Raw genomic sequence first — 23,823 nt, forward strand, 5'->3', positions numbered from 1 at the left:
CGATGCCGTAGCCAGCGAAACTGAAGAGGACTACAACCGCGAAACGGCTCAGCTCAAATCCGACTTCGACGCCAAAGTAGCCTCGGTAGATAAGTACGCAGGGACTTTTTGCTCTATGAAGGAGGGTTTTTACGAGCTGAGAAACATAGATTGCTTCGTGCTGCCCGCAATAGCAGCATAGCGCACTCATTCCCTGTCTCACCATTGTCCTTCCGCGCCGCCGCCGCCCGATTGGCCGCCGCCGAACTGGAAACCAGGTTCCGGGGCTTGGGGGGCGTGAGCGGTTTGAGCAACAATGAGGGCTTCCAGATTGAGGCCCGGGCGTTCGGTGGCCTCGTCGTCGGAGGCGGCGGTGAGGCCGTGGCGGGGCGTACGCAGGTAGCGTAAGGCCAGCGCCATGAGCGCCACCAGGAACGCCCCGAGCAGTGCACTCGCCAAGGTGGGCGGTAGCACCGAGTGGTAAAACCGCACCGTGTAGCCCGAAAAAGCTAGCGCCGCGAGGCCCGTCAGCAACCAGACGCGGTTGGGCCGGTGCAAACCATAGGCGAGGTAAACCAGCGGAATAACGGCCGTAAGCAGGTAGAACACCAGCGCGAAGGGAAGCTGTTGGGAAATGAGTTCCCCGCTGAGGGCTGCGTTAGCTTCGCGGACCACCAAATAGTTGCCGCCCAAATAGAACGTAGCCAGCGCCAGTGCCTGAAGGGTGAGCAGGCAGGAGCGGTAATACCAATAGTCGGCGCGCTGGCCCAAGCGGCGTACCAGATAGTAGAGCCCCGCGGCGGCCGCCATAACGGCAAAAGGCAACAGCAGCCTGCCGCTACCGAAGCGGAGCAGGATATTGGCTACCAATGCCAGCCCGGTTAGGTAAGCGGTGGCCGCTACTAATGGGTCGGCGTAGCTGACGCTCGCCAGTATCAATAGCCCCAGCACGGGCAACAGCAACAGGGGCAGGTAGGGGGAATTGAGCGTGAGCCAATCTCCTCCGATGGAAGGGCGCCCAGTCTCCACGAAGCAGAATATGGCGGCGGCCGCCAACCCCAGGCTGATGTAGAGCAGCGCCTGATCGGAGCCAGCACGGTAGGTGCGGCTGGATCGGATGATGTTTAAGAGGAGGGAATGTCCCCCCAACGAGGCCAACAGACAGGTGATTCCGAAGACTATTTCCTCGTGATTAGACCCGAAAGACTGATCCTGCCCAGCAGAGTAAATGAACAAGCCCAGTATACCGGTGGCTGCGAAATAGCCCAGGGCCACCAGCAGAAACAGCAGAATGCGCAGGTAGATAACGGGCCGGTAAAAATCGAGCGGGTAGGTTTCGTTGATGGTTTGAAGTTGGGGCTGGCTGATTTGGCCGCGGCGTTGCCAGCGGCGGGCCGCCTGCCGCAAGGCCTCTTGGTGCGCCCAGGTGGGATTATAGGCCTTAATCATGGGCAGCGGTGCTGGTTAGGCGTTTGAGGTGGGTAAGAAACCAGACGGCTGCCGCCGTGGAGGCCATGAAATAGCACAGGGCCGGCTCGAATACGACATCATTGCCTACCAAACTTAACAGGAGAAACAGCCCGTAGGTAAAGGCCACATAGCCGTACGCCGCGCCCAGCAGCAGAAATATGGCCGCGTGGGTCCGGCGCCCGTACCAGAACAGCCCGGCACTCACGCCCAGAATCAGGAGCACCAGCACGCCGGCTGGCCGCAGCACCTCTTCGAACATGGCGGCCGTGCTGGCAGCCAGTAGCAGATTGCCGCCCAGCAGCACGTAGGTATAAGCAAAGTGAGCTTTGCGGTGGCGGGTTTCACTCAGCCAGCCCACAAGCAGTAGCGCTGCCCCCAGCCCAATAGCGGCTCGGCTAACCGACCCGGTCAGAAACTGATTCTCAAACACCGACAGCGGCTGCACCGTGAGGCCGGCCCAGGCGGCCAGGGCTGTAATGCCCATCGAGAGCACGCCCCGGTGGTCGAGGCGGTAAGCCAGGTAGAAGAACAGCGCCGCCGGCAATATGAGGGCCAAGCCGTAGCGGGTACCGAAAAGCGTGTATTGAGCCTGCAAGTAGCCTTCCAGGGCCAGAAATAGCAGGCAGCCGAGCAGCAGCAGGTAGTCGGGGAGCAGGCCGGAGCTGGGTACCTGGGCCCAACTGAAGGGGCGGCGGTGACGGGCGGCGTAGGCAAAGCAGGCGGCCATCAGCAGGGTGATGGTGGCTACCACCACGCCGTGGCCGATACGGTCGATATGGTCGTAGAGCAGAAACCCCAGGCCGCCGCTGAGCAGGGTGATGCCCACGTACAGCAGCGTGCGGATTTCGTAGTGCAGCGAGAACGGGCGGGTTTGCTCGTCGGCCATTATGGTGCTGGCCTGTTCGGGAGTAAGCAGGCCCCGGGTCCGGAGCTCGGCAATAAAAGAAGCCACGTGCATAGAACAGACCAGGAGGTTACAAGCCTAAACATAGCAACTCCCCGGCACTGTTGGGCCAGCTATACGCGGCAGAGCGAATATTTAAAAACCGAATCATAATTTGGCCGGGCCGCGTAAGGCTAGCGCGTACTCCCGTCTTCTTTTTCCTTGTTTCTCCATGGCTGACATCAATATTCAACGCAAAAAAAATACTCCCAGCCCCTGGCTGCTGCTGCTGCTTGTGCTGGCCATTGTGGGCGTAGGGGCCTGGTTTCTGTTCAAGGCCGAAATCAATGCTTCCCGCGACCTGCCGCCGCCACCCCCGCCCGCCAGCACGCCCGCTGCACCCGACAGCCTGATCGGCGCCGAAACTGGGCCCCGCCCCGACAATAATGCTGTGAACGAGTTGGCCACGTCGGCCCCCGTAACGCCCGAGGTGCTGGCGGCCTTCGCGACTAGCGATGCGGGTCGCCCTGGCTATGCCACCGAAGGCCTGCGCCTGCTGACTTCGGCCCTAGTGAGCTTGGCCGACCGCGATGACCTGCGCACCCCGGAGGTCCAGACCCGCCGCGACGATCTGACCAGCGCCACCAGCCGCCTCGACGAGCCCGCTGCCCGCCTGCGCCCCGGTCTGGTAGCAGCGGCCAGCCTGATCGAAACCATGCAGCAGCAAGGCTACCCCGAGTTAGAGGCCGAAGTCCAACGCCTCAACAGCCAGGCCGGGGACCTGACCGGCCAGACGGCTACGGCCGAGCAGCAGCAGGCCCTGCGCGCGTATTTCGGCCGGGCTGCCGCGCTAGTACGTGCCCTCAATACGCCTCCAGCAGTCCGGTAAGGCCAACTCAACTAGTTTCTTTTTACCTGCACGCAAGCGTCCGCCCGGTGACGCATCACTCTTATGGAATCCACTCCCGACATTCCTTCCGGCCAGGGCCTGCACCTGCGCCGCCTGCGCGACCTCACTGAGTTTGAGGTGGCCGACGACAATCCCGATATCCGGGGCTGGGCCGTGCGTGGGGCCGATGGCCGCCAGTTCGGCCAAATATATGAGCTGATCGTGGACGTGGACGCTCTCAAAGTGCGCTACCTCGACGTGCTGCTCGACGATAGTCTGGGCGCTGATGAGCGTACCAACCATATCCTGCTGCCCATCGGCGTGGCTGCCCTCGACGAGGAGGCCGACAACGTGTTCGTGCCCTCGCTCACCTACGAGTCGGTGCCGGAATACCCGCCCTACACCGAAATCCAGATCACCCGCGCCTACGAGCAAGCCATGCTGCAGGCCCTGCGTTTACCGCTGCCCGCCAGCTCGGAGCCCGATTTCTACGACCAACCTAGTTACGACGGAACCACCTTCTACCAGCGCCGGCGGCTGAAATAGAAGGGTTAAAACCAGCACGTCATTCTGAGCGAAGGCGGAGCCGTAGTCGAAGAATCTCGCGTGCAATAGTAATCCTGACGTTAGGAATTATTACTGCACGCGAGATTCTTCGACTACGGCTCCGCCTTCGCTCAGAATGACTTTTTTATACTGGCAACTGAACCAGCAGACTAATTTCGGCGGAGCATGCCGGCCACGGCTTCCACCCACATCGGGTTCGAGTTGAGGCTGGGCACGAGCTGCCAGTGCTGGCCGCCGGCTTCTTCGAACAGCTCCTTGAACTCCTCACCCACTTCGATGGTGGTTTCCAGGCAATCGGCTACGAAGGCCGGGCTGAAGGCCAGCACGCTGTTGATACCTTTGGCCGGATACTCCTTGATAACCTCGTCGGTATAGGGCTGTAGCCACGGGTCGCGGAGGCGGCTTTGCAGGCGGCTCTGGAAGGTAGTGGTGTACTGCTCGGGTGTCAGGCCCAACGCCTTGCCCAGTTGGCGCGACGTTTCGAAGCACTGTGCCCGGTAGCAGTAGCGGTTGTTTTTGTTGTAGCTGGCGCAGCAGCTACCCAGCTTGCAGTGGCCGTTGTGGCTGCCTTTCAGCACGTGCCGCTCGGGAATACCGTGGTAGCTGAATACCACGTGGTCGTAATCGTGCTTGGCCATTTCGGCCTTGCCCAGTGCGGCGAAAGTTTCGATGAAGCCCGGCTCCTCCACGAAGTTGCTGATGAAGCTAATGTTAGGCACAATCCACCATTTGCTCACAATATTCATCACCTTCTCCTGCACCGAGCCGGTGCTGGCCGAAGCGTACTGCGGAAACAACGGCAGCACAATAATCCGGCTGACGGCCGCGTCGCGTAGCTCCTGCAGGGCGCTTTCGATGCTCGGGTTCTGGTAGCGCATCCCGAAGGCCACTAGGTAATCAGCCCCCAACTCCTGTTGCACTTTCTCCTTCAAATCGAGGCCGTGGAAGAGTAGGGGGGAGCCACGCTCCGTCCAGAGCTGCTGGTAGATTTTGGCCGATTTGGGGGCCCGTAGCGGAACCACCAGCCCCCGGAACAGCGGGTAGCGAATGGCCGCCGGCATATCGACCACCCGGGCATCGGTCAGGAATTCGTTGAGGTAGCGCCGTACGTCGGGCGTCTGGGGCGAGTCGGGCGTGCCGAGGTTGACGAGTAGCACGCCAATGCGGCCTTGGGAAGCGGACATATATTTTTGAGCTATTAGCTGACAGCTGTTGGCTGGTAGCTTTTTTCGGTAGAGCTGCCAATACTGCTGGTCAGCGGCAGTTGACTGGCTATGTAACCGTAAAGTTGGCCGGTTATCCTTAATTCAGCCGTAAAAAAAGCTAACACCTAACAGCCAATAGCTAACGGCTCAAAATAGCCGTACCTTTGCAGCCCAAATTTCAGCTGCTGAAATGACTACCGACCTCCCTGAACCTACTCCGCACCGCGCGGGCTTCGTGAGCATCATTGGCAAGCCCAACGTGGGCAAGTCCACGCTCATGAACGCCTTAATGGGTGAGCGGCTCAGCATCGTCACGAGCAAGGCCCAGACCACCCGCCACCGCATTCTGGGCATCCTCAACGGCGACGACTTCCAACTCATATACTCCGACACGCCCGGCATCATCCAGCCCAAATACGAGCTGCACAATGCCATGATGTCGTTCGTGTACTCCTCGCTCGAAGACGCCGATGTGGTGCTGTTCGTGACCGATATCTACGAAAAGCACGACGAGGAGCCCGTAGTGGAGCGCCTGCGCAAGATGGTGGATACGCCCATTCTGCTGCTGGTCAACAAAATCGACCAGGCCGACCAAGCCGAGGTGGAAGCCAAAGTAGAGTACTGGCGCGAGCACCTGCCCAACGCGGCCCGGGTGCTGCCTATTTCGGCCCTCGAAAAGTTCGGGACCGGCGAACTGCTCGACCTGGTGCTGGCCTATCTGCCCGTGCACCCGCCCTACTACCCCAAAGACGAACTGACCGACAAGCCCGAGCGTTTTTTCGCGGCCGAGATGATTCGGGAGAAAATCTTCAAGCTCTACAAAAAAGAAGTGCCCTATAGCTGCGAAGTGGGCATTGAGGAGTTCAAAGAAGACGAAACCATCATTCGGATGCGGGCCGTGATTTACGTGGAGCGCAACAGCCAGAAAGGCATCATCATCGGCCAGCAGGGCGCCGCCCTCAAGAAGGTAGGCACTTGGGCCCGCGAGGAAATGGAGAAGTTCTTCCAGAAAAAGGTCTTCCTCGAAATCTACGTCAAGGTCAACGAGAACTGGCGCACCGACCCTAAGGCGTTGAACCGCTTTGGGTACAGTCAGTAAAGTGAAAAGGAACGTCATGCTGAGCGAAGCCGAAGCATCTCTACTGAAGTGCTAATTCTGATAATTGAGTTAGCACTGCAACGAAGCAGTAGAGATGCTTCGGCTTCGCTCAGCATGACGTTCCAACCAAAAACAGCAACAAAATCCGACCACTCACAACTCACTTAACTACTCCGGGCACTGCCGAATTTGGTCGGGCCGGCGGCTGGAGTCAGACATATGAAGAACACCATTGCCATTGTCGGGCGCCCCAATGTGGGCAAATCGACCCTTTTTAACCGCCTCGTCGGCGAGCGTAAAGCCATCATGGACGACGAGAGCGGTGTAACCCGCGACCGGCACTACGGCTACGGCGACTGGATCGGGAAGTACTACACCGTGATTGACACCGGAGGCTACGTGCACAACTCCGACGATATCTTCGAAGGCGAAATCAACAAGCAGGTGAAGCTGGCCATCGATGAGGCCGACGTCGTGCTGTTCATGGTCGATACCATTGCCGGGGTACATAGCCTCGACGAGGAATTCGCCAGCGTGCTGCGCCGCTACCAGGGCAAAAAGCCCATCTACATCGTCGCCAACAAAGCCGACACCAATAACCGTATTCACGCGGCCGGCGAATTCTACGCTTTGGGCGTGGGCGACGGCGAAATCTACCCGATTTCTTCGGCCAGTGGCTCGGGCACCGGCGATTTGCTCGATGCCGTGGTCAGCCACTTCGAGGACGAAGGCGTGGAAGAGCCCGATCTGGGCATTCCTAAGATTGCCATCGTGGGCCGGCCAACGTAGGCAAGTCGTCGTTCGTGAACCTGTTGCTGGGTACCGACCGCAGCATCGTGACCGATGTGGCCGGCACGACCCGCGACTCGATTCAGGCCCGCTACAACGCTTTCGGCAACGAGTTCATGCTGGTGGATACGGCCGGTCTGCGCCGCAAAACCAAAGTCCACGAAGACGTGGAGTTCTACTCGGTGCTCCGCTCGCTGCGGGCCCTGGAAGAAGCCGACGTGTGCGTGGTGATGCTGGATGCCACCCGGGGCATCGAGTCGCAGGACGTGAACATCATCGGCCTGGCCGACAAGAACCGCAAGGGCATCGTGATTCTGGTGAACAAGTGGGACCTGATCGAGAACAAGGAAACCAACACAGCCAAGGAGTTCGAAGCCAAAATCATGGAAAAGATTGCGCCTATCGCGTATCCGCCCGTAATTTTTACTTCGGTGCTTACCAAGCAGCGCGTGCACAAGGCTATCGAAACGGCTATTGAGGTGTATAACAACAAGCGCCGCAAAATCCCAACTTCGGAGCTGAATGAGGTGATGCTGAAGGAAATCGAGAAGTACCCGCCGCCCATCCAAAAGGGCAAAATGGTACGCATCAAGTACGCTACCCAGCTACCAACGCACAATCCGGTGTTCGCTTTCTTCTGCAACCTGCCCCAGTACGTAAAGGAGAGCTACACGCGCTACCTCGAAAACCGCATGCGCGAGCATTTCGACTTCACCGGCGTGCCCATCGGCATCGTGTTCCGCAAGAAATAATCCGATTAGAAAAGTTACTCAGCATCGGCTGAAGTGCTTTTTTAGCCAGGGATGAAAAAAAGATGAGTTTTTTCTCACTGTCCGGGTTACCTCTCCGCTTTTTAGGTATAAAGCCCCAAATCAGCCGATAGTTCTTCGGAACCGGTGGTCTGGTTTATCAAAAACGACTTTCCAATTTCCTCAACAACCCCCCCATCATGAAAAAAGTACTGTTCCTCGCCCTGGCCGCTGTTTCTTTCTCGTTCGCTTCGTGCGACAGCAAGACTGAAGATGCAGTAGAAAACTCTGCTGACAACGTAGAAGAGGCCGGCGAAATGAAGGCTGACGCTATGGAAGAGAAGGCTGACATGGTTCGTGACTCGGCCGATGCTAAAGCTGACGCTATGGAGAACTCGGCTGATGCCATGGATGCTCCTGCTACCACGCCTGCTCAGTAATTACTGAAGTATCCTTCACCGGATACAAAAAAAGAGGCCTCCCGCTTGCGGGAGGCCTCTTTTTTGCGTTTATCGATAACTGGTTGCCCGTGCTAACTGAGTGTAAAGCAGAGGAACCGGACGCTTTGCACTTACCCCAGCCGCCGTTGCAATAGCCCATCGACAACCTCGAACAGCTTGCCGGGTGCGTAGGTCCGCCAGGGCAGCTCGTCGAGCTGGCCGCCGAAGTTGAGGTAGGAGTCGATGTTGTACTGGCGCATTTCGCGGCTCACATGCTCCTGGAAGTTCACGGCGGCAATCCAGCCGTCTTCCACGTCCTCGAACCACTCCTCGTAGTAGTCATCTTCGGAGCCATGGAAGTTGAATACGTTTTCGCCAATGAGGATGAATTTGCGGATTCCCTCGTGCGTCATCAGGTCGATGATATTGCGCTTGAGCTGCATCACATCGTTCTCAATGGCGTCGTTCCACTCCCCAATAAACTCAATGATGGCCGCGCCCAACTCGTAATCGACGAACAGGATTTTCAGAAACAGCGTCTCCGAGCCCAGGCTGTCCCACTGCGGATGGATGTAGTAGCCGTAGATGGTATTGACGTAGGAATCGAGGCTATTTTCAGCCTCGTGCAGGGGCGAAATTGGGTCTTCGGAGGCCGAGTACTGGTCGACCCAGGCATAGTGCGGCTCAATGGTGTGCATAGGTAATGAGCTGTTGGCTTTCAGCTGCTAACTTTTTCCTTGTTTGACAAACAGTACGCATCGAAGGCAACGTGCGATTAGGCAGATAGTGCTACTCATGGAAAAAGGAAGCAGTAGACAGGCTGTTTCTATCAAATCCTCAGTCTATCGGCTCTTGATAACTCCGAAAAAAGCCCACCGGTTTCCTGCTGCCCTAATATGTAGAAGTTCTGGGCTCATTAGAAACCAAGAACAACAGCTGCTAACCGCTAGCAGCCAAGAACCTAATGCCCGTTGTAGGCTGCCAGAGCGGCCCGCACCGAGCCGTGCAACTCTAATAGTTCGGCGGCTTTGGGCTGCTCGATGCGCAATTCTTCCATCAGCATCCGTTCGCCCCGGTCTACGAGCTTGGCGTTGCTGAGCTGCATGTCTATCATTTTGTTGCCCTGCACGCGGCCTAGCCGGATAAAGGTGGCCGTGGTAAGCATGTTGAGTGCGAGCTTCTGGGCAGTGCCGGCCTTGAGGCGGGTGCTGCCCGTCACGAACTCCGGCCCGGTCACAACTTCCACCGGAAACTCGGCCGCCGCTGCTACCGCCGAGTTAGCATTGCACACGATGCAGCCTGTAGCCAGTCCGTGCTGCCGAGCCTGTTCCAGCCCGCCAATTACATATGGCGTACGGCCCGAGGCGGCGATGCCCACCACAATGTCCTTGTTCGTAATGTTGTGAGCCGAAAGGTCGCGCCAAGCCTGCTGGGCGTCGTCCTCAGCGTTTTCCACCGCCTTGCGGATAGCGGTGTCGCCACCCGCAATAAGGCCTACTACCAGGCTATGGGGCACCCCGAACGTGGGCGGGCACTCCGAAGCGTCGAGGATGCCAAGCCGGCCGCTGGTACCCGCCCCAATGTAGAACAGCCGCCCGCCCGCCCTCAGCCGCGCCACGGTGGCTTCTACCAGCGCCTCCAGCTGCGGCAGGGCTTTGGCCACGGCCCGGGGTACCGTCTGGTCGACCTGGTTCATGGCGGCCAGCAGTTCCGGCGTGCTAAAGTTTTCGAGGTGGTTGAATTCGGAGGGGCTTTCGGTCGTCATAAAACAAAGGGAGGGTACTTACGAACCCGTTGCATGGAACAATGGTGTACACTACGGCCGGAGCCAGCCAAACGATATGGTAAGACCAGACAATTCCGCCGTATCACGTAATTAAGCCCGACCATACCGCCAAGCGCGTACAACGCGCCCCTATAACCGGCCGATAACCGGGAACCGGTCGAAAACATTGGGCGTGTGTGGGGCGTCTTGGTCCAGCTCGCGGGTCAGGTCCTGGCCAGCCCAGTGCTCGTAGTGGTTGCCGCGCTTCCAGAGTCGCGAGCGGGTCACGTCGTAAATCAGCCCCCGGTAAGCCACCCAGATTTCGTCGCGGTCCTGCCCGTTGCGTAGGGCCAGTTGGCTGCGGGTGTAGAGTGGCTGCTCGGCCACGGGCCGGCCGTCGGCGGTAACCGGCTCAAAACTTTCCTCTAACCCTTCCATTCGTAGCCTTCTGAATAAAATTTTCCTGCCTCAACCCAGCAGCGCCTGGGTCAGAATCCAGCGGTGGGGCACGTCGCCTTGGGCGGCGCGTAAGTAATCCTGGTAGCTGCAGGGCACAATGCGGCGGGCACTGCCGGTCATATTCACCACTTCCATCCACCAGCGGTCGGTTTGCTGCGACTTGTAAAACACGATGCGGTCGGGGCTTTCGTCGTCATCTTTTGCATCTGCCTGAAAGCTGTAGCGGACCGGGCCGTGCAGGCCGGCGGCGTAGCGCACGAAACTCGGGCCCCGGAAATCGGTTTCACGACGGCGGTAATAAAAGCCCTCCACGAAGTACCAGAGCATGGTAGCCAGCACGGTGGCGGCTAGGGCGTGGGGGTCGTAGTCGGGGCGGTAGCCGTAAAGGCCGAAGGAGGTGAGCTGGTCGTTGCAGCCGGCGTACCAGGCTAGCTTGGCGGCCTCCTCGTTGGTGAGGCCGAAGGGGTTGGCCGGGTAGTAGGCCGGGGCATCCTGCCAGCGCAAAGCCGCCACGTCGAAGCTCACGAAATCGGCCTGGCGCAGCAACGGTTCGGCCTGCCGGATGTCGTCGCGGATCTGGCCCACGCGCAGGGTTTCAAAGTGCAGCTTTTCGAGGGCTGTTAGCACGTCGGGAGCCACCAAATACTGCTGGTGGGCCAACTGGGCGAAGTTGAACAGGAAGCTGGGCGCGTGCACCAGCATCCGGCGCAGGTGGCTGTCTTCGGGGTAGGTACTGCCCCCCTGCTCGGCCATGTCTACGCGGGCATCCACGGTGGCAAAGCTCACGGGCCGATCGAGGGTTTCGTAGGCCAGAAACTGGCCGTAGTCGAGGTCGTGGGAGCCGCCCAGCAGCAGGGGCACCGTATTCTGCTCCAGCAGGGCGGCAATAATTTCGCGCAGCCGCTGGTAGGTGTCTTCCAGGGTGAGGCCGGGCCGCAGATTGCCCAAATCGACGAGCCGGCAGGGGCTGCTGCTTTTCTGGAGTTGATAGAACTGTCGGCGCACGGTATTAGCCCCGTGCGTAACCGGCGCCCCGGCCGCGCTGCCCCGCCACTCGTCGAGGCCAATCAGGGCCAAGTCGGCCGTTCGCCAGTCGGGAAAGGTGTGCAAAAAGGGCGTAACGGCTCCGGCCAGGGTGGTTGCTGCAGCAGGCGCGGCCACCAGGTCCTCAGGAAGCGGATCGAAAAAAATGGCCAGATTCATCGGTCGTAGAAGAGGCGGACTCCGCCAAAGCTACGCAAAACCCGGCCACGCGCCTACCGGTATTTCGGGTTGAATTACCGTTTTTCCCCGAAAAAAGTAGTTATTTAAGCAGGCATTGTAGTTGGCTTCCGGCTCTTGGTAGCCCAACTGCGCCTGTACTCTGTATTTTGCTTCTCCAACTCCCGAGCCCACCCATTTCATGGATATTCGCCGTACGTTCGATATTCTGCCCCATCTCCAGCAGAAATACAACAAAGCCGACTGCTTTGCCGCCAAAATCGACGGCCACTACACGCCCCTGAGCACCGATGCGGTGGTTGAGCAAGTCAACCAGGCTAGCCTGGGGCTACGGGCCCTCGGCATCGGCAAAGACGACAAAGTGGCCCTGATTTCGATGAACCGGCCCGAGTGGATGATTGCTGACTTCGCCATTGCCCAGCTCGGTGCCACCAGCGTGCCGATGTACCCCAGCATTACGGTGGAGGACTATAAGTACATCTTCGCCGATGCGGGCGTGAAGGCCGTGCTGGTGGCCGACCAGAAGCTGCTCGATAAAGTATTGGAAGCCACCGAAGGCCTCGACATTCCGGCCGAAAACGTGTTCACGTTTGACAAGCTCGCCGGAGCCCGCCACTTCTCCGAGCTGCTGGCCTTGGGCCAAAAGGGCAACCCCGCCGACCTGGAGCCCCTCAAAGCTGCCGTGCAGCCCGACGACCTGCTCACGCTCATCTACACCAGCGGCACCACCGGCAAGCCCAAGGGCGTGATGCTCACCCACAACAACCTGCTCAGCAACTGCCGCAACACCCAGCCCTTCGTGCCAGTGAGTGAGCGGGACAAGGCCCTGAGCTTCCTGCCGCTCTGCCACATCTTCGAGCGTATGGTGACCCACCTGTACCTCATCAACGGCGTAAGTATTTACTACGCCGAGAGCATGGAGAGCATTGCCGACAACCTGCGCGAGGTGAAGCCCGACATCTTCACGACTGTGCCCCGCCTGCTCGAAAAAGTGTACGACAAGATCGTGGCTAAAGGCCATGAGCTAACCGGCGTCAAGAAAAACCTGTTCTTCTGGGCCCTCGATCTGGGCCTCAAGTACGACAACCAGCAAGACCACGGCTTCCTGTATAATGCCCAGCTGGCGCTGGCCAACAAGATTATCTTCAACAAGTGGCGCGAGGCGCTGGGCGGCAATCTGCGTTGCATCGTGAGCGGGGGCGGAGCGTTGCAGCCCCGGCTGGCCCGCGTGTTCTGGGCCGCCGGCATTCGCGTGATGGAGGGCTACGGCCTCACCGAAACCTCACCCGTGATTGCCGTGGGTGGCTTCGAGCCCGAAAACAACATGATTGGTACGGTGGGCCCCATCATCAACAACACGGAAGTCAAAATCGCGGCCGACGGCGAAATCCTGACCAAGTCGGAGTCGGTGATGAAAGGCTACTACAACCAGCCTGAACTCACGGCCAAGGAATTCGACCAGGATGGCTGGTTCCATACCGGCGACATCGGCGAGATGGTGCAAGGCAAATTCCTGAAGATTACCGACCGTAAGAAGGAGATGTTCAAAACCTCGGGTGGCAAGTACATTGCCCCGCAGGTAATTGAGGGTAAAATGAAGGAGTCGCCGCTCATCGAGCAGTGCATGGTGGTCGGCGACGGCCAGAAATTTCCCTCGGCCCTCGTTGTCCCGTCCTTCACCGACCTAAAGGGTTGGTGCAAGCGCAACAACGTGCCCTGCGACGGTTCGCCCGAGGAGTTGGTAAAAAATGAGAAAGTGGTGAAGATGTACGAAGACCTCGTGCACAAATACAACAACGGCTTCGCCCAGTGGGAGCAGGTGAAGAAAATCGTGCTCCTGCCCGAGCAGTGGACCGTGGAGTCGGGGGAGATGACGCCCACCATGAAAGTGAAGCGTAAAGCTATTACGGCCAATAACCAGGACGTCATCGAGGGACTTTACAGCCAGGGTAATCAGCGGTAAGCCGCCGCTTGGTAATCTGCCCGGCAACGCCCCGCTTCCGCACCGAAGCGGGGCCGTTTAAATTGATGAAATAAGGCGGGCAAAAGCCTGACTGGCGGGAAGGGCAAAACTTTTTTCGGGTGATTTAGTATGCAAGCATAACATATTATCCGTATGTTTACCAGACTTGCTACTGCTCCCCATGACTCCCGAAGAAACCGTCGATTACAATATTAAAGTTGCCTGGCATGCCATTTCGCGCATGTACAATACGCAGGCCGCCAAGCACGACATCACGACCAGCATTGGATTCGTGCTGCTCAACATCGACCAGGAAAACGGTACTCCGGCTACCAAAATAGCGCCGTTGCTGGGTCTGGAAACCCGCTCGCTGACCCGTATCCTACGCTCGATGGAGGAAAAGGGGTTGATTTACAAGCAGGCCGATACCCAGGATAAGCGCTCGGTGCGCATTTTTCTGACCGAAGACGGGCTGCGCAACAAGGAAATCTCGCGCCAGACCGTGCGCCACTTCAACCTGAAGGTTCGCGAGGATATTCCACAGAGCGACCTGGATATTTTTTTCCGCGTCGTGACCCATATCACGAGTCTGATTGAGGGCAAAACCCTCTACGAAGACTTCAAGCTCAAGCCCCTGCGCCCCGAACCATCGGCCGCGTAAGGGGCTTTCCTATTGGAGCTTAGTGGCTCAGGTGCTGGGAGCTTTTCCTGAAATTACAGAAGCCCCAGAGTGTCCGAAGTGCTAGGGTTTATCCACTAAGTGCCAACAACCTACGACTAATTTACCACTACTTCTTTCCCATCAGAATGAACCGTACCATCAAGAAAGTAGCCGTTTTGGGCTCCGGGGTGATGGGCTCGCGCATTGCGTGCCACTTCGCCAATATCGGAGTTCAGGTACTGCTGCTCGACATTTCGCCGAGAGAACTGCTGCCCGCCGAGGAAGCCAAAGGCCTGAAACTGGACTCGCCACTGGTGAAGAACCGCTTGGTGAACAGTGCGCTGGAAGCCACCGTGAAGGCCAACCCTTCGCCGCTTTACCGCAAGCAGGACGTGAGCCGCATCAAAACCGGCAACTTCGACGACAACCTCAAGGATATTGCCGGCTGCGACTGGACGATTGAGGTAGTGGTGGAGCGGCTCGACATCAAGCAGAGCCTGTTTGAGCGCGTGGAGCAGTTCCGCAAGCCCGGCACCCTGATTACGAGCAACACCTCGGGCATCTCGATTCATATGATGACCGAAGGCCGTTCCGACGACTTCAAAAAGCACTTTTGCGGCACCCACTTCTTCAACCCGCCCCGCTACCTGAAGCTGCTCGAAATTATCCCGACCCCGGATACAGACCAGGCGGTGGTGGATTTCCTGATGCACTACGGCGACCTGTACCTGGGCAAAACTACGGTGCTGGCTAAGGATACGCCCGCGTTCATCGCCAACCGTGTGGGCGTGTTTGCCATCATGGATGTGATTCAGGTGATGCAGCAGCTCGGCCTCTCGGTGGAGGAAGTGGACAAGCTGACTGGACCGGTTATCGGCCACGCCAAGTCGGCCACCTTCCGCACCTCCGACGTGGTGGGCCTGGATACGCTGATGAACGTGGCCAACGGCCTCGCCCAGAACCTGCCCAACGACGAAGTCAAAGCCGTATTCGAGCTACCCGACTATCTGAAGAAGATGGGCGAGAACAAGTGGCTCGGCGACAAAACCGGCCAGGGTTTCTACAAGAAAACCAAGGACGACAAGGGTAAAACCGCCATTCTGGCCCTCGACCTGAACACGCTGGAGTACCAGCCAGGCCAGAAGGTGAAGTTTGCCACCCTCGAAACAACCAAGGCCATTGAGAAGCTGGCCGACCGTTTCAAGGTATTGGTAGCCGGCAAAGACAAGGCCGGCGAGTTCTACCGCAAGAGCTTTGCGGGCCTGTTCGCCTACGTGAGCAACCGGATTCCTGAAATCACCGACGCGCTGTACAAGATTGACGACGCCCTGCGTGCCGGCTTCGGCTGGGATATGGGTCCGTTTGAAACCTGGGACGCGCTGGGCTTGCAGAAGGGCTTGGAACTAGCCAAGGCCGAAGGCAAAACCGTTGCGCCGTGGATTGAAGAGATGCTGGCCGCCGGCCACGAAACCTTTTACAAGGTGAGCGAGGCGGGCGTGAAGCAGTTCTACGACCTCGACTCGAAAAGCTACCAGCCCATTCCGGGCATGGAGAACTTCGTGATTCTCGACAACCTGCGGGCCACCGGCAAGGTGGTCTGGAAGAACTCGGGTGCATCGGTGCTCGACATGGGCGACGGCATCCTGAACGTGGAATTCCACAGCAAGATGAACGCGCTGGGCTCCGACGTAATTCAGGGTCTGATGAAGGGCGTGGAACTGGCCGAAAAGGACTTCCGCGGCCTCGTGGTGGGCAACGACGCGCCAAATTTCTCGGCCGGTGCTAACCTGGGTCTGGTGTATATGTATGCCCTCGACCAGGAGTACGACGAGCTGAACCTAATGATTGCTCAGTTCCAGCAGGCTATGATGCGGATGCGCTACAGCAGCATTCCGGTGGTAAGCGCCCCTCACGGCCTGGCCCTGGGCGGCGGCTGCGAGCTGAACCTGCACGCCGATAAGGTGGTGGCCGCGGCCGAAACCTACATGGGCCTCGTGGAATTCGGCGTGGGCCTGATTCCGGCTGGTGGCGGCACCAAAGAAATGACCCTGCGCACCGCCCTCAAATACGAGGAAGGTGAGCCCGAGTACAACCTGCTCCGCAACACGTTCGTGACGGTGAGCACGGCCAAAGTATCTACTTCAGCGGCCGAAGCCTTCGATCTAGGCTTCCTGCGCCGGGGCGACGAAATCGTGGTGAACAGCAGCCGGGTACTGGCCCAAGCCAAAGCCGCCGCTATCGAGCTGGCCGAGGACGGCTACACCCAGCCAGTGCAGAAAACCAATATCAAGGTGCACGGCAAGGGCGCGCTGGGCATGTTCCTGACCGGCGTACACGCCATGAAGGAAGGCCGCTACATCTCTGACCACGACATGAAGATTGCCAACAAGCTGGCCTTCATCATGTGCGGCGGCGACCTTTCGGCCCCCACTGAAGTATCGGAGCAGTACCTGCTGGACTTGGAGCGCGAAGCGTTCCTTTCGCTGACTGGTGAGCGGAAGACGCTGGAACGGATTCAGTCGATTCTGACTACGGGCAAGCCGCTGCGTAACTAACAACGGCCGCCTCACCCCCTAGCCCCCTCTCCGAAAAGGAGAGGGGGAACTAGTGCTAGAAAACTAGATTTTTGTTTAAGACTGTGCCTCATAGCAGACCGAAAACTAGCTTCTAGTTCCCCCTCTCCCCTTGGAGAGGGGGCTAGGGGGTGAGGCGACTAGAGCTATCCACCTTCTCTAAGACTCAAAAACAATGAACGCATATATCGTAGCCGGTTACCGCACGGCCGTTGGCAAAGCCACCCGCGGCGGTTTCCGCTTCACCCGCCCCGACGACCTCGCCGCCGACGTCATCAAGCACCTCGTGGCCTCGGTGCCCGCCCTCGACCCCACCCGCATCGATGATGTGATTGTGGGTAACGCTGTGCCGGAAGCCGAGCAGGGTCTGCAAATGGGCCGTCTGATTTCGTTGCTGGCCTTGCCCATGAACGTGTCAGGCCTCATCGTGAACCGCTACTGCGGCTCGGGCGTGGAAACCATTGCCATGGCCACCGGCAAAATTGCCGCTGGCATGGCCGACTGCATTGTGGCCGGTGGTACCGAAAGCATGAGCTTAGTGCCTACTGTGGGCTGGAAAACGGTGCCTAATTACAACCTGGCCCAGAAGCACCCTGATTACTATCTCGGCATGGGCCTCACGGCCGAAGCCGTCGCCCAGGACTACAAAATTACCCGCGAAGACCAGGACCAATTTTCCTACAACTCCCATCAGAAGGCCATTAAGGCCATTGAGGCGGGCAAGTTCAAGGAGCAGATTGTACCCATCACGGTCAACGAAACCTATCTTGATCAGGCCAGCGGCAAGAAGAAAACCCGCTCCTACGTGGTAGATACCGACGAAGGCCCCCGCGCCGATACCTCGGTGGAAGTGCTGGGCAAGCTGCGCCCCGTATTCGCCGCCAACGGCTCGGTAACGGCCGGCAACTCCTCGCAGACTTCTGACGGGGCGGCCTTCGTTATCGTGATGTCGGAGCGCATGGTGAAGGAACTGAATCTGGAGCCGATTGCCCGCATGGTGACCTATGCAACTGAGGGCATCGACCCGCGCATCATGGGCATGGGCCCCGTGAAGGCTATTCCGAAGGCCCTGAAGCAGGCCGGCATGAAGCTGCAGGACATCGACCTGTTCGAACTGAACGAGGCCTTCGCCTCCCAGAGTCTGGCCGTGATGCGCGAGCTGGAGATGGACCAGAGCAAGGTGAATGTGAACGGCGGCGCCATCGCCCTCGGCCACCCCCTCGGCTGCTCCGGGGCCAAGCTCAGCATCCAGCTCTTCCACGAGCTGCGGGCTCAAAACAAGAAGTACGGCATGGTAACCGCCTGCGTAGGCGGCGGCCAGGGCGTAGCCGGCATCTACGAGCTGCTGAAGTAGCATTTGACTGTCATCCTGAGCGGAGCGAAGGATCTGGCGAGATGCTACTTTCTTCTGACGTCAGCATCCTCTCAGATTCTGCGCTCCGCTTAGGACAACAGGAGGCACCAAGGCCAAAACCTTAGCCCGAACGGAAACCCCGAAATACTTTTCGGGGTTTTCTTAACGCAAAGTACTCGGCAAGCATAACAAATTTATGTATCTTGCGGTACCTATAATAGCTCGGCCGCCTTAGCTGCCAAATAGTAGGCAAGCCGAACATCTTTCCCCGATTTCCCACTTCAACCCTCACATTATCATGGAAGTAGCCAATCAGCTTGTAAAAGGCGGCGAGTTCATCATCAAGGAAACCGACGCCCAGGACGTATTCACGCCCGCCGATTTCTCGGAGGAGCAGAACATGATGCACCAGACGGCGCTCGACTTCGTGCAGAAGGAAGTTACTCCGCTGCTGGACCGCCTCGATAACCACGAAGAAGGCCTCATGCGCGGCCTGATGGAAAAGGCCGGCGAGTTGGGCCTGTTCGGTGTAAGCATTCCGGAGCAGTACGGCGGCCTCGACATGGACTTCCCGACTTCGCTGCGCGTGACGGAAGGCGTAGGCGGCGGCCACTCGTTCCCGGTGGCTTTCGCGGCCCACACCGGCATTGCCATGCTGCCCATCCTGTACTTCGGCAACGAGGAGCAGAAGGCTAAGTACTTGCCCGGCCTCACCAACGGCGAGTTGATGGGCGCTTACTGCCTCACTGAGCCCGGCTCCGGTTCCGACGCCCTGGGCGCGAAAACCAAAGCTATGCCGACGGAAGACGGTGAGCATTATGTGCTCAACGGCCAGAAAATGTGGATCACGAACGGCGGTTTCGCCGACGTATTCATCGTTTTCGCCCAGGTGGATGGCGACAAGTTCACGGGCTTTATCGTGGATAAAGAGACGCCCGGCCTGACCCTCGGCAATGAGGAGCACAAGATGGGCATCAAGGGTTCTTCGACCCGCCAAGTGTTCCTGTCCGACGCGAAAGTGCCGAAATCGGCCGTGCTGGGCGAGATTGGCAAGGGCCACCTGATTGCCTTCAACATCCTAAACATTGGCCGCATTAAGCTGGCTGCTGCCTGCCTGGGCGCCACCAAAATGTGCGCTACCCAAAGCGTGAAGTATGCCAACGAGCGGGTGCAGTTCAAAATGCCCATCAGCAAGTTCGGCGCTATCAAGTACAAGCTGGCCCAGCAGGCTATCCGCATCTACGCCGTAGAATCGGCTATTTACCGCGCTGGCATGGACATCTTCCGCATGGAGCAGGAACTGCTCAGCCAGGGCCAGAGCCACAATGAGGCCCTGCTGGGTGCCGCCCGCGAATTTGCCGTGGAGTGCGCCATTCTGAAAGTGGAAGGCTCGGAAGTGCTCGACTACGTGGTGGACGAAGGTGTGCAGATTTATGGCGGCTACGGCTTCTCGGCCGACTACCCGATGGACCGCGCTTACCGGGATTCGCGCATCAACCGCATCTTCGAGGGCACGAACGAAATCAACCGTATGCTGGCCGTTGATATGATCCTGAAAAAGGGTCTGAAGGGCGAGTTGGACCTGATGGGCCCTGCCCAGGCGGTTCAGCAGGAGCTGATGGCCATTCCGGACATGAACTTGGAAGAGGAAACCGGCCTTTTCGCCACCGAGAAAAAAACGCTGGCTAAGCTGAAGAAGGCCATCCTGATGGTGGCTGGCACGGCCGTGCAGAAGTACATGAACTCGCTGGCCAAGGAGCAGGAAGTGCTCATGAATATCGCCGACATGGCCATCAAGGTCTACACCGCCGAAAGCATCCTGCTCCGCGTGGAGAAGGAGGCCGAAGCCAAGGGCGAAGAGGCCGTTTCGACCCAGATCGACATGGCTCGCGTCTACCTCTACGACACGGTGGACCAAGTGAACAAGTTCGGTAAGGACGCCATCGGCACCATGACCGAGGGCGACGAGCAGCGCCTGCTGGCCATGGGCCTCAAGCGCTTCACCAAGGCTGACCTCTACAACGCCAAGGAAGCCCGCCGCCGCATTGCCGATAAGCTGATTGCCGCCAACGAGTACGCCTACTAAGGCGCACGGATTAGCGTGGGTTTCAACGGATTGCCCGGATTTTGTAGTTGGCTTCGGCTGGCGCTAAATCGGGTCGAATTCAGTGGATTTAGTAGCTTGAACAACCAGCCGCTCCCATTTAGGGGCGGCTGGTTGCTTTTCAGTAGCTTTCGGGGGCCGGGCAACACCTGGGCCGCCAACGCCGTTTGTGCTATAATTCCACCATCCCACCCAAATCCTCCTACCTATGGCCAACGAACAGGTTCAGGGCAAAGACTTTTACGAAAGCGTGCTTCGGTTCTACGACCACGCGGCCAGCTTCTCGAAGCTGGACCCCGGCATTCTGGCCCAAATCCGGGCTTGCAACAGTATTTATAAAGTTAATTTCCCGGTTGAAGTTGACGGCCACGTGCAGGTATTCGAGGGCATCCGGGTGCAGCACAGCCACCACAAGCTGCCCAGCAAGGGCGGTATCCGCTACAGCATTCATGTGGATGAGGACGAGGTAATGGCGCTGGCCACCCTCATGACTTTCAAATGTGCCCTCGTCGATGTGCCGTTTGGCGGCGCTAAGGGTGGCGTCAAAATCAACCCTCGTACCACGCCCGAGCACGTGTTAGAGCGCGTAACGCGCCGCTACGCCAGCGAGCTGGTTAAGAAAAACCTGATTGGCCCGGGCATGGACGTACCAGCGCCCGACTATGGTACCGGCAGCCGCGAAATGGCCTGGATTGCCGATACCTACATGACCTTTAAGTACGGCGACACCAACGCCCTGGGCTGCGTTACGGGCAAACCCGTTGGCCAGGGCGGCATCCGGGGCCGGACTGAAGCCACCGGCCTGGGCGTATTCTACGGCCTGCGCGAACTGATGGCGGATGAGCCGCTGCTGAAAAAAATGGGCCTGAGCGAAGGCATGGCTGGCAAGCGCATTATTGTGCAAGGTTTGGGCAACGTGGGCTACTACGCGGCCAAGTTCTGCCAGGAGGCGGGCGCCCTCATTATCGGTATTGCCGAGCGCGAAGGCGGTATTTACAGCGAGAAAGGCCTCGATGTGGAAGCCGTCTTCCAGCATCGCCAAAGTACCAGCTCGATACTGGGTTTTAAAGGTGGGCAGGACATTGAGGAGTCGCTCGACTTGCTCGAATACGAGTGCGACGTACTGCTTCCCGCCGCCCTCGAAAACCAGATTACCGAGGAAAACGCGCCGAGGGTGAAGGCCAAAATCGTGGCAGAGGGTGCCAACGGCCCCACCACCCAAGGAGCCGAGAAAATCCTGCTGGAGCGTGGTGTCGTCATTCTGCCCGATCTGTACCTGAACGCCGGCGGCGTGACGGTATCCTATTTCGAGTGGCTGAAAAACCTGTCGAACGTGCGCTTCGGGCGCATGGGCAAGCGGGCCGAAGAAGGAGCCATGCGCCGCTTGGTAGCCACCATCGAGCGCACTACCGGCCGCACGGTGACAGACGTGGAGCGCCAGTCCATTATCCACGGTGCCGACGAAATCGACCTCGTGCATTCGGGTCTCGAAGACACGATGATTACCGCCTACCAGTCCATCCGCAAGGTGATGAACGACGTGCCCGGTATCACCGACCTGCGCACGGCCGCCTTCTACAGCGCTATCGAGAAAATCGGTATCAGCTACCAATCGCTCGGTATCTTCCCGTAACGGTTAGCTGATAGCTGATAGCTGATAGCAAAAAGCGCCCCTTCCCGCATATGTGGAGAAGGGGCGCTTACTTTTTACGCTAGAAATTCGGCTACAACATCCGTGTAATCCGCTAAAATCTGTGCTAATCCGTGATCCTGCTATGTGTTTCTCATTTAAGAACAATTTTGTTGAGCATCAGGGCCGCTGATTTCTTGCTGGGGCGGCTGACGCCGATAATGGTTTTGGCATCGAGCCAGGCCGTAAAGTCCTTTACGTAGGCCGGGTTTTGGTCGGCAGCTACGCTCAGCCCTAACGCCTTGGGCTCACTCACGACGCCCGTGGGCACGCTAATGCGGCGCAGGTAGAGGTCGGATTTGCCATTGATCTTCTCCCAGGTAACCAACTCCACATCGGACCCGAAGGTGGCAGCCTGGTAGCCGATGGCGCTGTAGCCCTCGGCGGCCGGCGCCACCTGGTCCTTGGCTACGATGCCGTGCCAGTCGGGCCGCAGAAACTCGTTGTAGCCAAACACATGCAGCTCGCGGGTGTGGCCGGGCGAGCCCTCGCCGCCTTCCTCAAACTTCTTTTCGGCCATAACCACCACCTGCTGTGCGTCGGTAAGCAGCAGGTCGGTGAGGTAGATGTCGTCGAGGCGGGTAGCTTTAGCGCCGGTCGCCTGGTTGGTCTGGGCCAGATATTCGGGCGAAAACAGCATCTCGGTGGCTAACTTCAGATCACCTTCGCCCGCAAAATCGAATTTCACCAGCTTGAGGCTGTGATAGAGGCCAGTCGCCCGCTCGTTGCAAATGGCGGCGGCGTAGAGTGTATTGTCGGGCCGGAGCACGAAGCGCGAGTCGAAGATATTAACCTCCTTGCCCCCGAACGTGCCGCCCACCGACACCGACATCACTTTCACGTCGGGCGAATCGTTGAGGTAGCGGCGCACGGCTAGCTTCTTCATATGGTCGCCGGCCAGCGTCACGAACTGCGTGCCGTCGTTGCCGATATGCACTGTTACGGAGAAAAAGTCTCCCTGATCCTGAAAATCGTAGCTGCGGTTCTTGAGCTTGAGCAGTTGGCCGTCGTAGACGCTGGCGCTGAGTGATTTGATCTGGTTGTTCTGAGTAAGGTAGCGCCAGGCCACGAGCCGGGTACCGTCGGGCGAGAAGGCCACGCCGGGGCGCCGGTCGCGGGAGTTGGCTTCAATGAGCTTCCTGGCGGGGCTTTTCTGGCCGGTAGCCAGATTCAGGGTATAAGCCACGAGGCGCTGAGTACCTGCCTCATTCTGGTGGACCACTACTGTCGCCTGGTCCTTGCTGCGGGCAAACCCATCCACGACTTCGCCGGCGGCCAGCGGCAGGGGCGTGCTCCACTGCCGCTTCAGGTCGGCATCGTAGCGCTCCACTGCGTACTGGCCGGCAGCCTGGTGGGCCAGAATCAGGAAGCCACCCGCCGCCAACGGCAGCGTTTTGCGGGCCACCCGCTGGTTATAGCGGTCAGCACTGACTTCGGGCAGATAATTGAACGCCGCCGACTTCACGCGCTGGGCCGCAACCGGGGCCGGATGTAAGGTGGAGGCAACCACCAGAAAAGCGGAAGTAAACAGAAAGGAAAAACGCACAGGCAAGAAGTATTTAAAAAGCAGGAAGGATAAAAATTAAAAAAAAGGTACTCTTCAAAGGTATCCAACTTTCAATGAATTGCGTACATGCGTCGGTTTGGGTACGCTTACTAGCTAAGTCTTTGGCAGTTAATTGGTATTATTTATTTGCAGACTGTAACCTCAACATGAACAATACGTTGTGAATAAGAGGGTAAAATGATGGTTGAATAAATATTTTGCCAATAAAATATATTATTTATCTGATAGAATGCCATAATTATTTTTAATGCTCTAAATACTCTTTTAACCGTCTTTTCTGTTTTTTTAGGCTTCCGGGCAATTCCTTTGGATTGGTTTTTGGTAGCCGTCAGTCGTTCCTTAAAGTCTTTATATAGAATGAAATCCATACTTCGTTTTTCCCTCATGATTGCCTTG

19 protein-coding genes and 1 pseudogene are annotated in these 23,823 nt (G+C 58.2%); 12 read left to right on the top strand and 8 right to left on the bottom strand.

The annotated features are described in order from the left end of the window. Nucleotides 1-181: hypothetical protein (locus CDA63_RS21135; RefSeq protein WP_206780461.1), on the top strand; the 181-nt coding region annotated here is incomplete at its 5' end. 17 nt (nt 182-198) lie between these two features. Here CDA63_RS21135 and CDA63_RS13785 read toward each other — a convergent pair. Both CDA63_RS13785 and CDA63_RS13790 read right to left on the bottom strand, forming a co-directional pair. Next, complete coding sequence (locus CDA63_RS13785; RefSeq protein ID WP_088465045.1) at nt 199-1,428, bottom strand: hypothetical protein; 1,230 nt, start codon at nt 1,426-1,428, stop codon at nt 199-201. Further along, the gene (locus tag CDA63_RS13790) at nt 1,421-2,407 is read right to left on the bottom strand and encodes a DUF2157 domain-containing protein (protein ID WP_088465046.1); all 987 of its coding nucleotides are present in this window, start codon (nt 2,405-2,407) and stop codon (nt 1,421-1,423) included. The genes CDA63_RS13785 and CDA63_RS13790 overlap by 8 nt, the downstream gene beginning before the upstream one ends. A gap of 157 nt (nt 2,408-2,564) precedes the next feature. Between CDA63_RS13790 and CDA63_RS13795 the strand changes: the two genes are divergently transcribed. Continuing rightward, nucleotides 2,565-3,221 carry a SadB/YajI family lipoprotein gene (locus CDA63_RS13795; protein ID WP_088465047.1) on the top strand — a complete coding sequence of 219 codons (657 nt, stop codon included), beginning with the start codon at nt 2,565-2,567 and terminating at the stop codon, nt 3,219-3,221. A gap of 63 nt (nt 3,222-3,284) precedes the next feature. Continuing rightward, entirely contained in the window at nt 3,285-3,767 is a 483-nt protein-coding gene (locus CDA63_RS13800) for a PRC-barrel domain-containing protein (protein WP_088465048.1), read from the top strand. A gap of 170 nt (nt 3,768-3,937) precedes the next feature. Here CDA63_RS13800 and hemH read toward each other — a convergent pair whose 3' ends face one another. After that, nucleotides 3,938-4,972 carry a ferrochelatase gene (hemH, locus tag CDA63_RS13805; RefSeq protein WP_088465049.1) on the bottom strand — a complete coding sequence of 345 codons (1,035 nt, stop codon included), beginning with the start codon at nt 4,970-4,972 and terminating at the stop codon, nt 3,938-3,940. 211 nt (nt 4,973-5,183) lie between these two features. Between hemH and era the strand changes: the two genes are divergently transcribed. The 3 genes and pseudogenes from era (at nt 5,184) to CDA63_RS13820 (ending at nt 8,070) form a co-directional block, all read left to right on the top strand. After that, nucleotides 5,184-6,092, top strand: coding sequence for a GTPase Era (gene era, locus CDA63_RS13810; RefSeq protein WP_088465050.1), 909 nt, complete (start codon nt 5,184-5,186; stop codon nt 6,090-6,092). Nucleotides 6,093-6,311: 219 nt separating this feature from the next. Continuing rightward, nucleotides 6,312-7,633: pseudogene (gene der / locus CDA63_RS13815) on the top strand (ribosome biogenesis GTPase Der). Nucleotides 7,634-7,830: 197 nt separating this feature from the next. Further along, on the top strand, nt 7,831-8,070 hold the full coding sequence (locus CDA63_RS13820; RefSeq protein ID WP_088465051.1) for a hypothetical protein: 240 nt from the start codon (nt 7,831-7,833) through the stop codon (nt 8,068-8,070). Between the two features lie 131 nt (nt 8,071-8,201). On the opposite strand, the gene CDA63_RS13825 is transcribed toward CDA63_RS13820, so the two are convergent. The 4 genes from CDA63_RS13825 to CDA63_RS13840 form a co-directional block, all read right to left on the bottom strand. After that, nucleotides 8,202-8,768 carry a hypothetical protein gene (locus CDA63_RS13825; RefSeq protein WP_088465052.1) on the bottom strand — a complete coding sequence of 189 codons (567 nt, stop codon included), beginning with the start codon at nt 8,766-8,768 and terminating at the stop codon, nt 8,202-8,204. Between the two features lie 263 nt (nt 8,769-9,031). Further along, nucleotides 9,032-9,835, bottom strand: a complete 804-nt coding sequence (gene murQ, locus CDA63_RS13830) for an N-acetylmuramic acid 6-phosphate etherase (RefSeq protein ID WP_088465053.1) — start codon at nt 9,833-9,835, stop codon at nt 9,032-9,034. A 150-nt stretch (nt 9,836-9,985) separates the two neighbouring features. Beyond that, on the bottom strand, nt 9,986-10,222 hold the full coding sequence (locus CDA63_RS13835; protein WP_242434672.1) for a cytochrome b5 domain-containing protein: 237 nt from the start codon (nt 10,220-10,222) through the stop codon (nt 9,986-9,988). Nucleotides 10,223-10,303: 81 nt separating this feature from the next. After that, entirely contained in the window at nt 10,304-11,497 is a 1,194-nt protein-coding gene (locus tag CDA63_RS13840) for a formimidoylglutamase (RefSeq protein WP_088465055.1), read from the bottom strand. 199 nt (nt 11,498-11,696) lie between these two features. Here CDA63_RS13840 and CDA63_RS13845 point away from each other — a divergent pair, with 199 nt between their 5' ends. The 6 genes from CDA63_RS13845 (at nt 11,697) to CDA63_RS13870 (ending at nt 21,803) form a co-directional block, all read left to right on the top strand. Next, a complete protein-coding gene (locus CDA63_RS13845; RefSeq protein ID WP_088465056.1) occupies nt 11,697-13,478 on the top strand; it encodes an AMP-dependent synthetase/ligase in 1,782 nt (593 codons plus the stop codon). A 181-nt stretch (nt 13,479-13,659) separates the two neighbouring features. Then, nucleotides 13,660-14,139: a MarR family winged helix-turn-helix transcriptional regulator gene (locus tag CDA63_RS13850; protein ID WP_088465057.1), complete on the top strand. Its 480-nt coding sequence runs from the start codon at nt 13,660-13,662 to the stop codon at nt 14,137-14,139. Between the two features lie 146 nt (nt 14,140-14,285). Continuing rightward, entirely contained in the window at nt 14,286-16,694 is a 2,409-nt protein-coding gene (locus CDA63_RS13855) for a 3-hydroxyacyl-CoA dehydrogenase/enoyl-CoA hydratase family protein (RefSeq protein WP_088465058.1), read from the top strand. A gap of 193 nt (nt 16,695-16,887) precedes the next feature. Then, entirely contained in the window at nt 16,888-18,066 is a 1,179-nt protein-coding gene (locus tag CDA63_RS13860; protein WP_088465059.1) for an acetyl-CoA C-acyltransferase, read from the top strand. 298 nt (nt 18,067-18,364) lie between these two features. Then, a complete protein-coding gene (locus tag CDA63_RS13865) occupies nt 18,365-20,152 on the top strand; it encodes an acyl-CoA dehydrogenase family protein (protein ID WP_088465060.1) in 1,788 nt (595 codons plus the stop codon). Between the two features lie 226 nt (nt 20,153-20,378). Continuing rightward, the gene (locus CDA63_RS13870; protein ID WP_088465061.1) at nt 20,379-21,803 is read left to right on the top strand and encodes a Glu/Leu/Phe/Val family dehydrogenase; all 1,425 of its coding nucleotides are present in this window, start codon (nt 20,379-20,381) and stop codon (nt 21,801-21,803) included. Nucleotides 21,804-21,954: 151 nt separating this feature from the next. Here the strand turns inward: CDA63_RS13870 and CDA63_RS13875 are convergent, their stop codons facing one another. Beyond that, nucleotides 21,955-23,406: a hypothetical protein gene (locus tag CDA63_RS13875; protein ID WP_126546873.1), complete on the bottom strand. Its 1,452-nt coding sequence runs from the start codon at nt 23,404-23,406 to the stop codon at nt 21,955-21,957. Nucleotides 23,407-23,823: the final 417 nt, after the last annotated feature.

Origin of the sequence: Hymenobacter amundsenii (assembly GCF_002204745.1) — a bacterium.
Taxonomy (GTDB): domain Bacteria; phylum Bacteroidota; class Bacteroidia; order Cytophagales; family Hymenobacteraceae; genus Hymenobacter; species Hymenobacter amundsenii.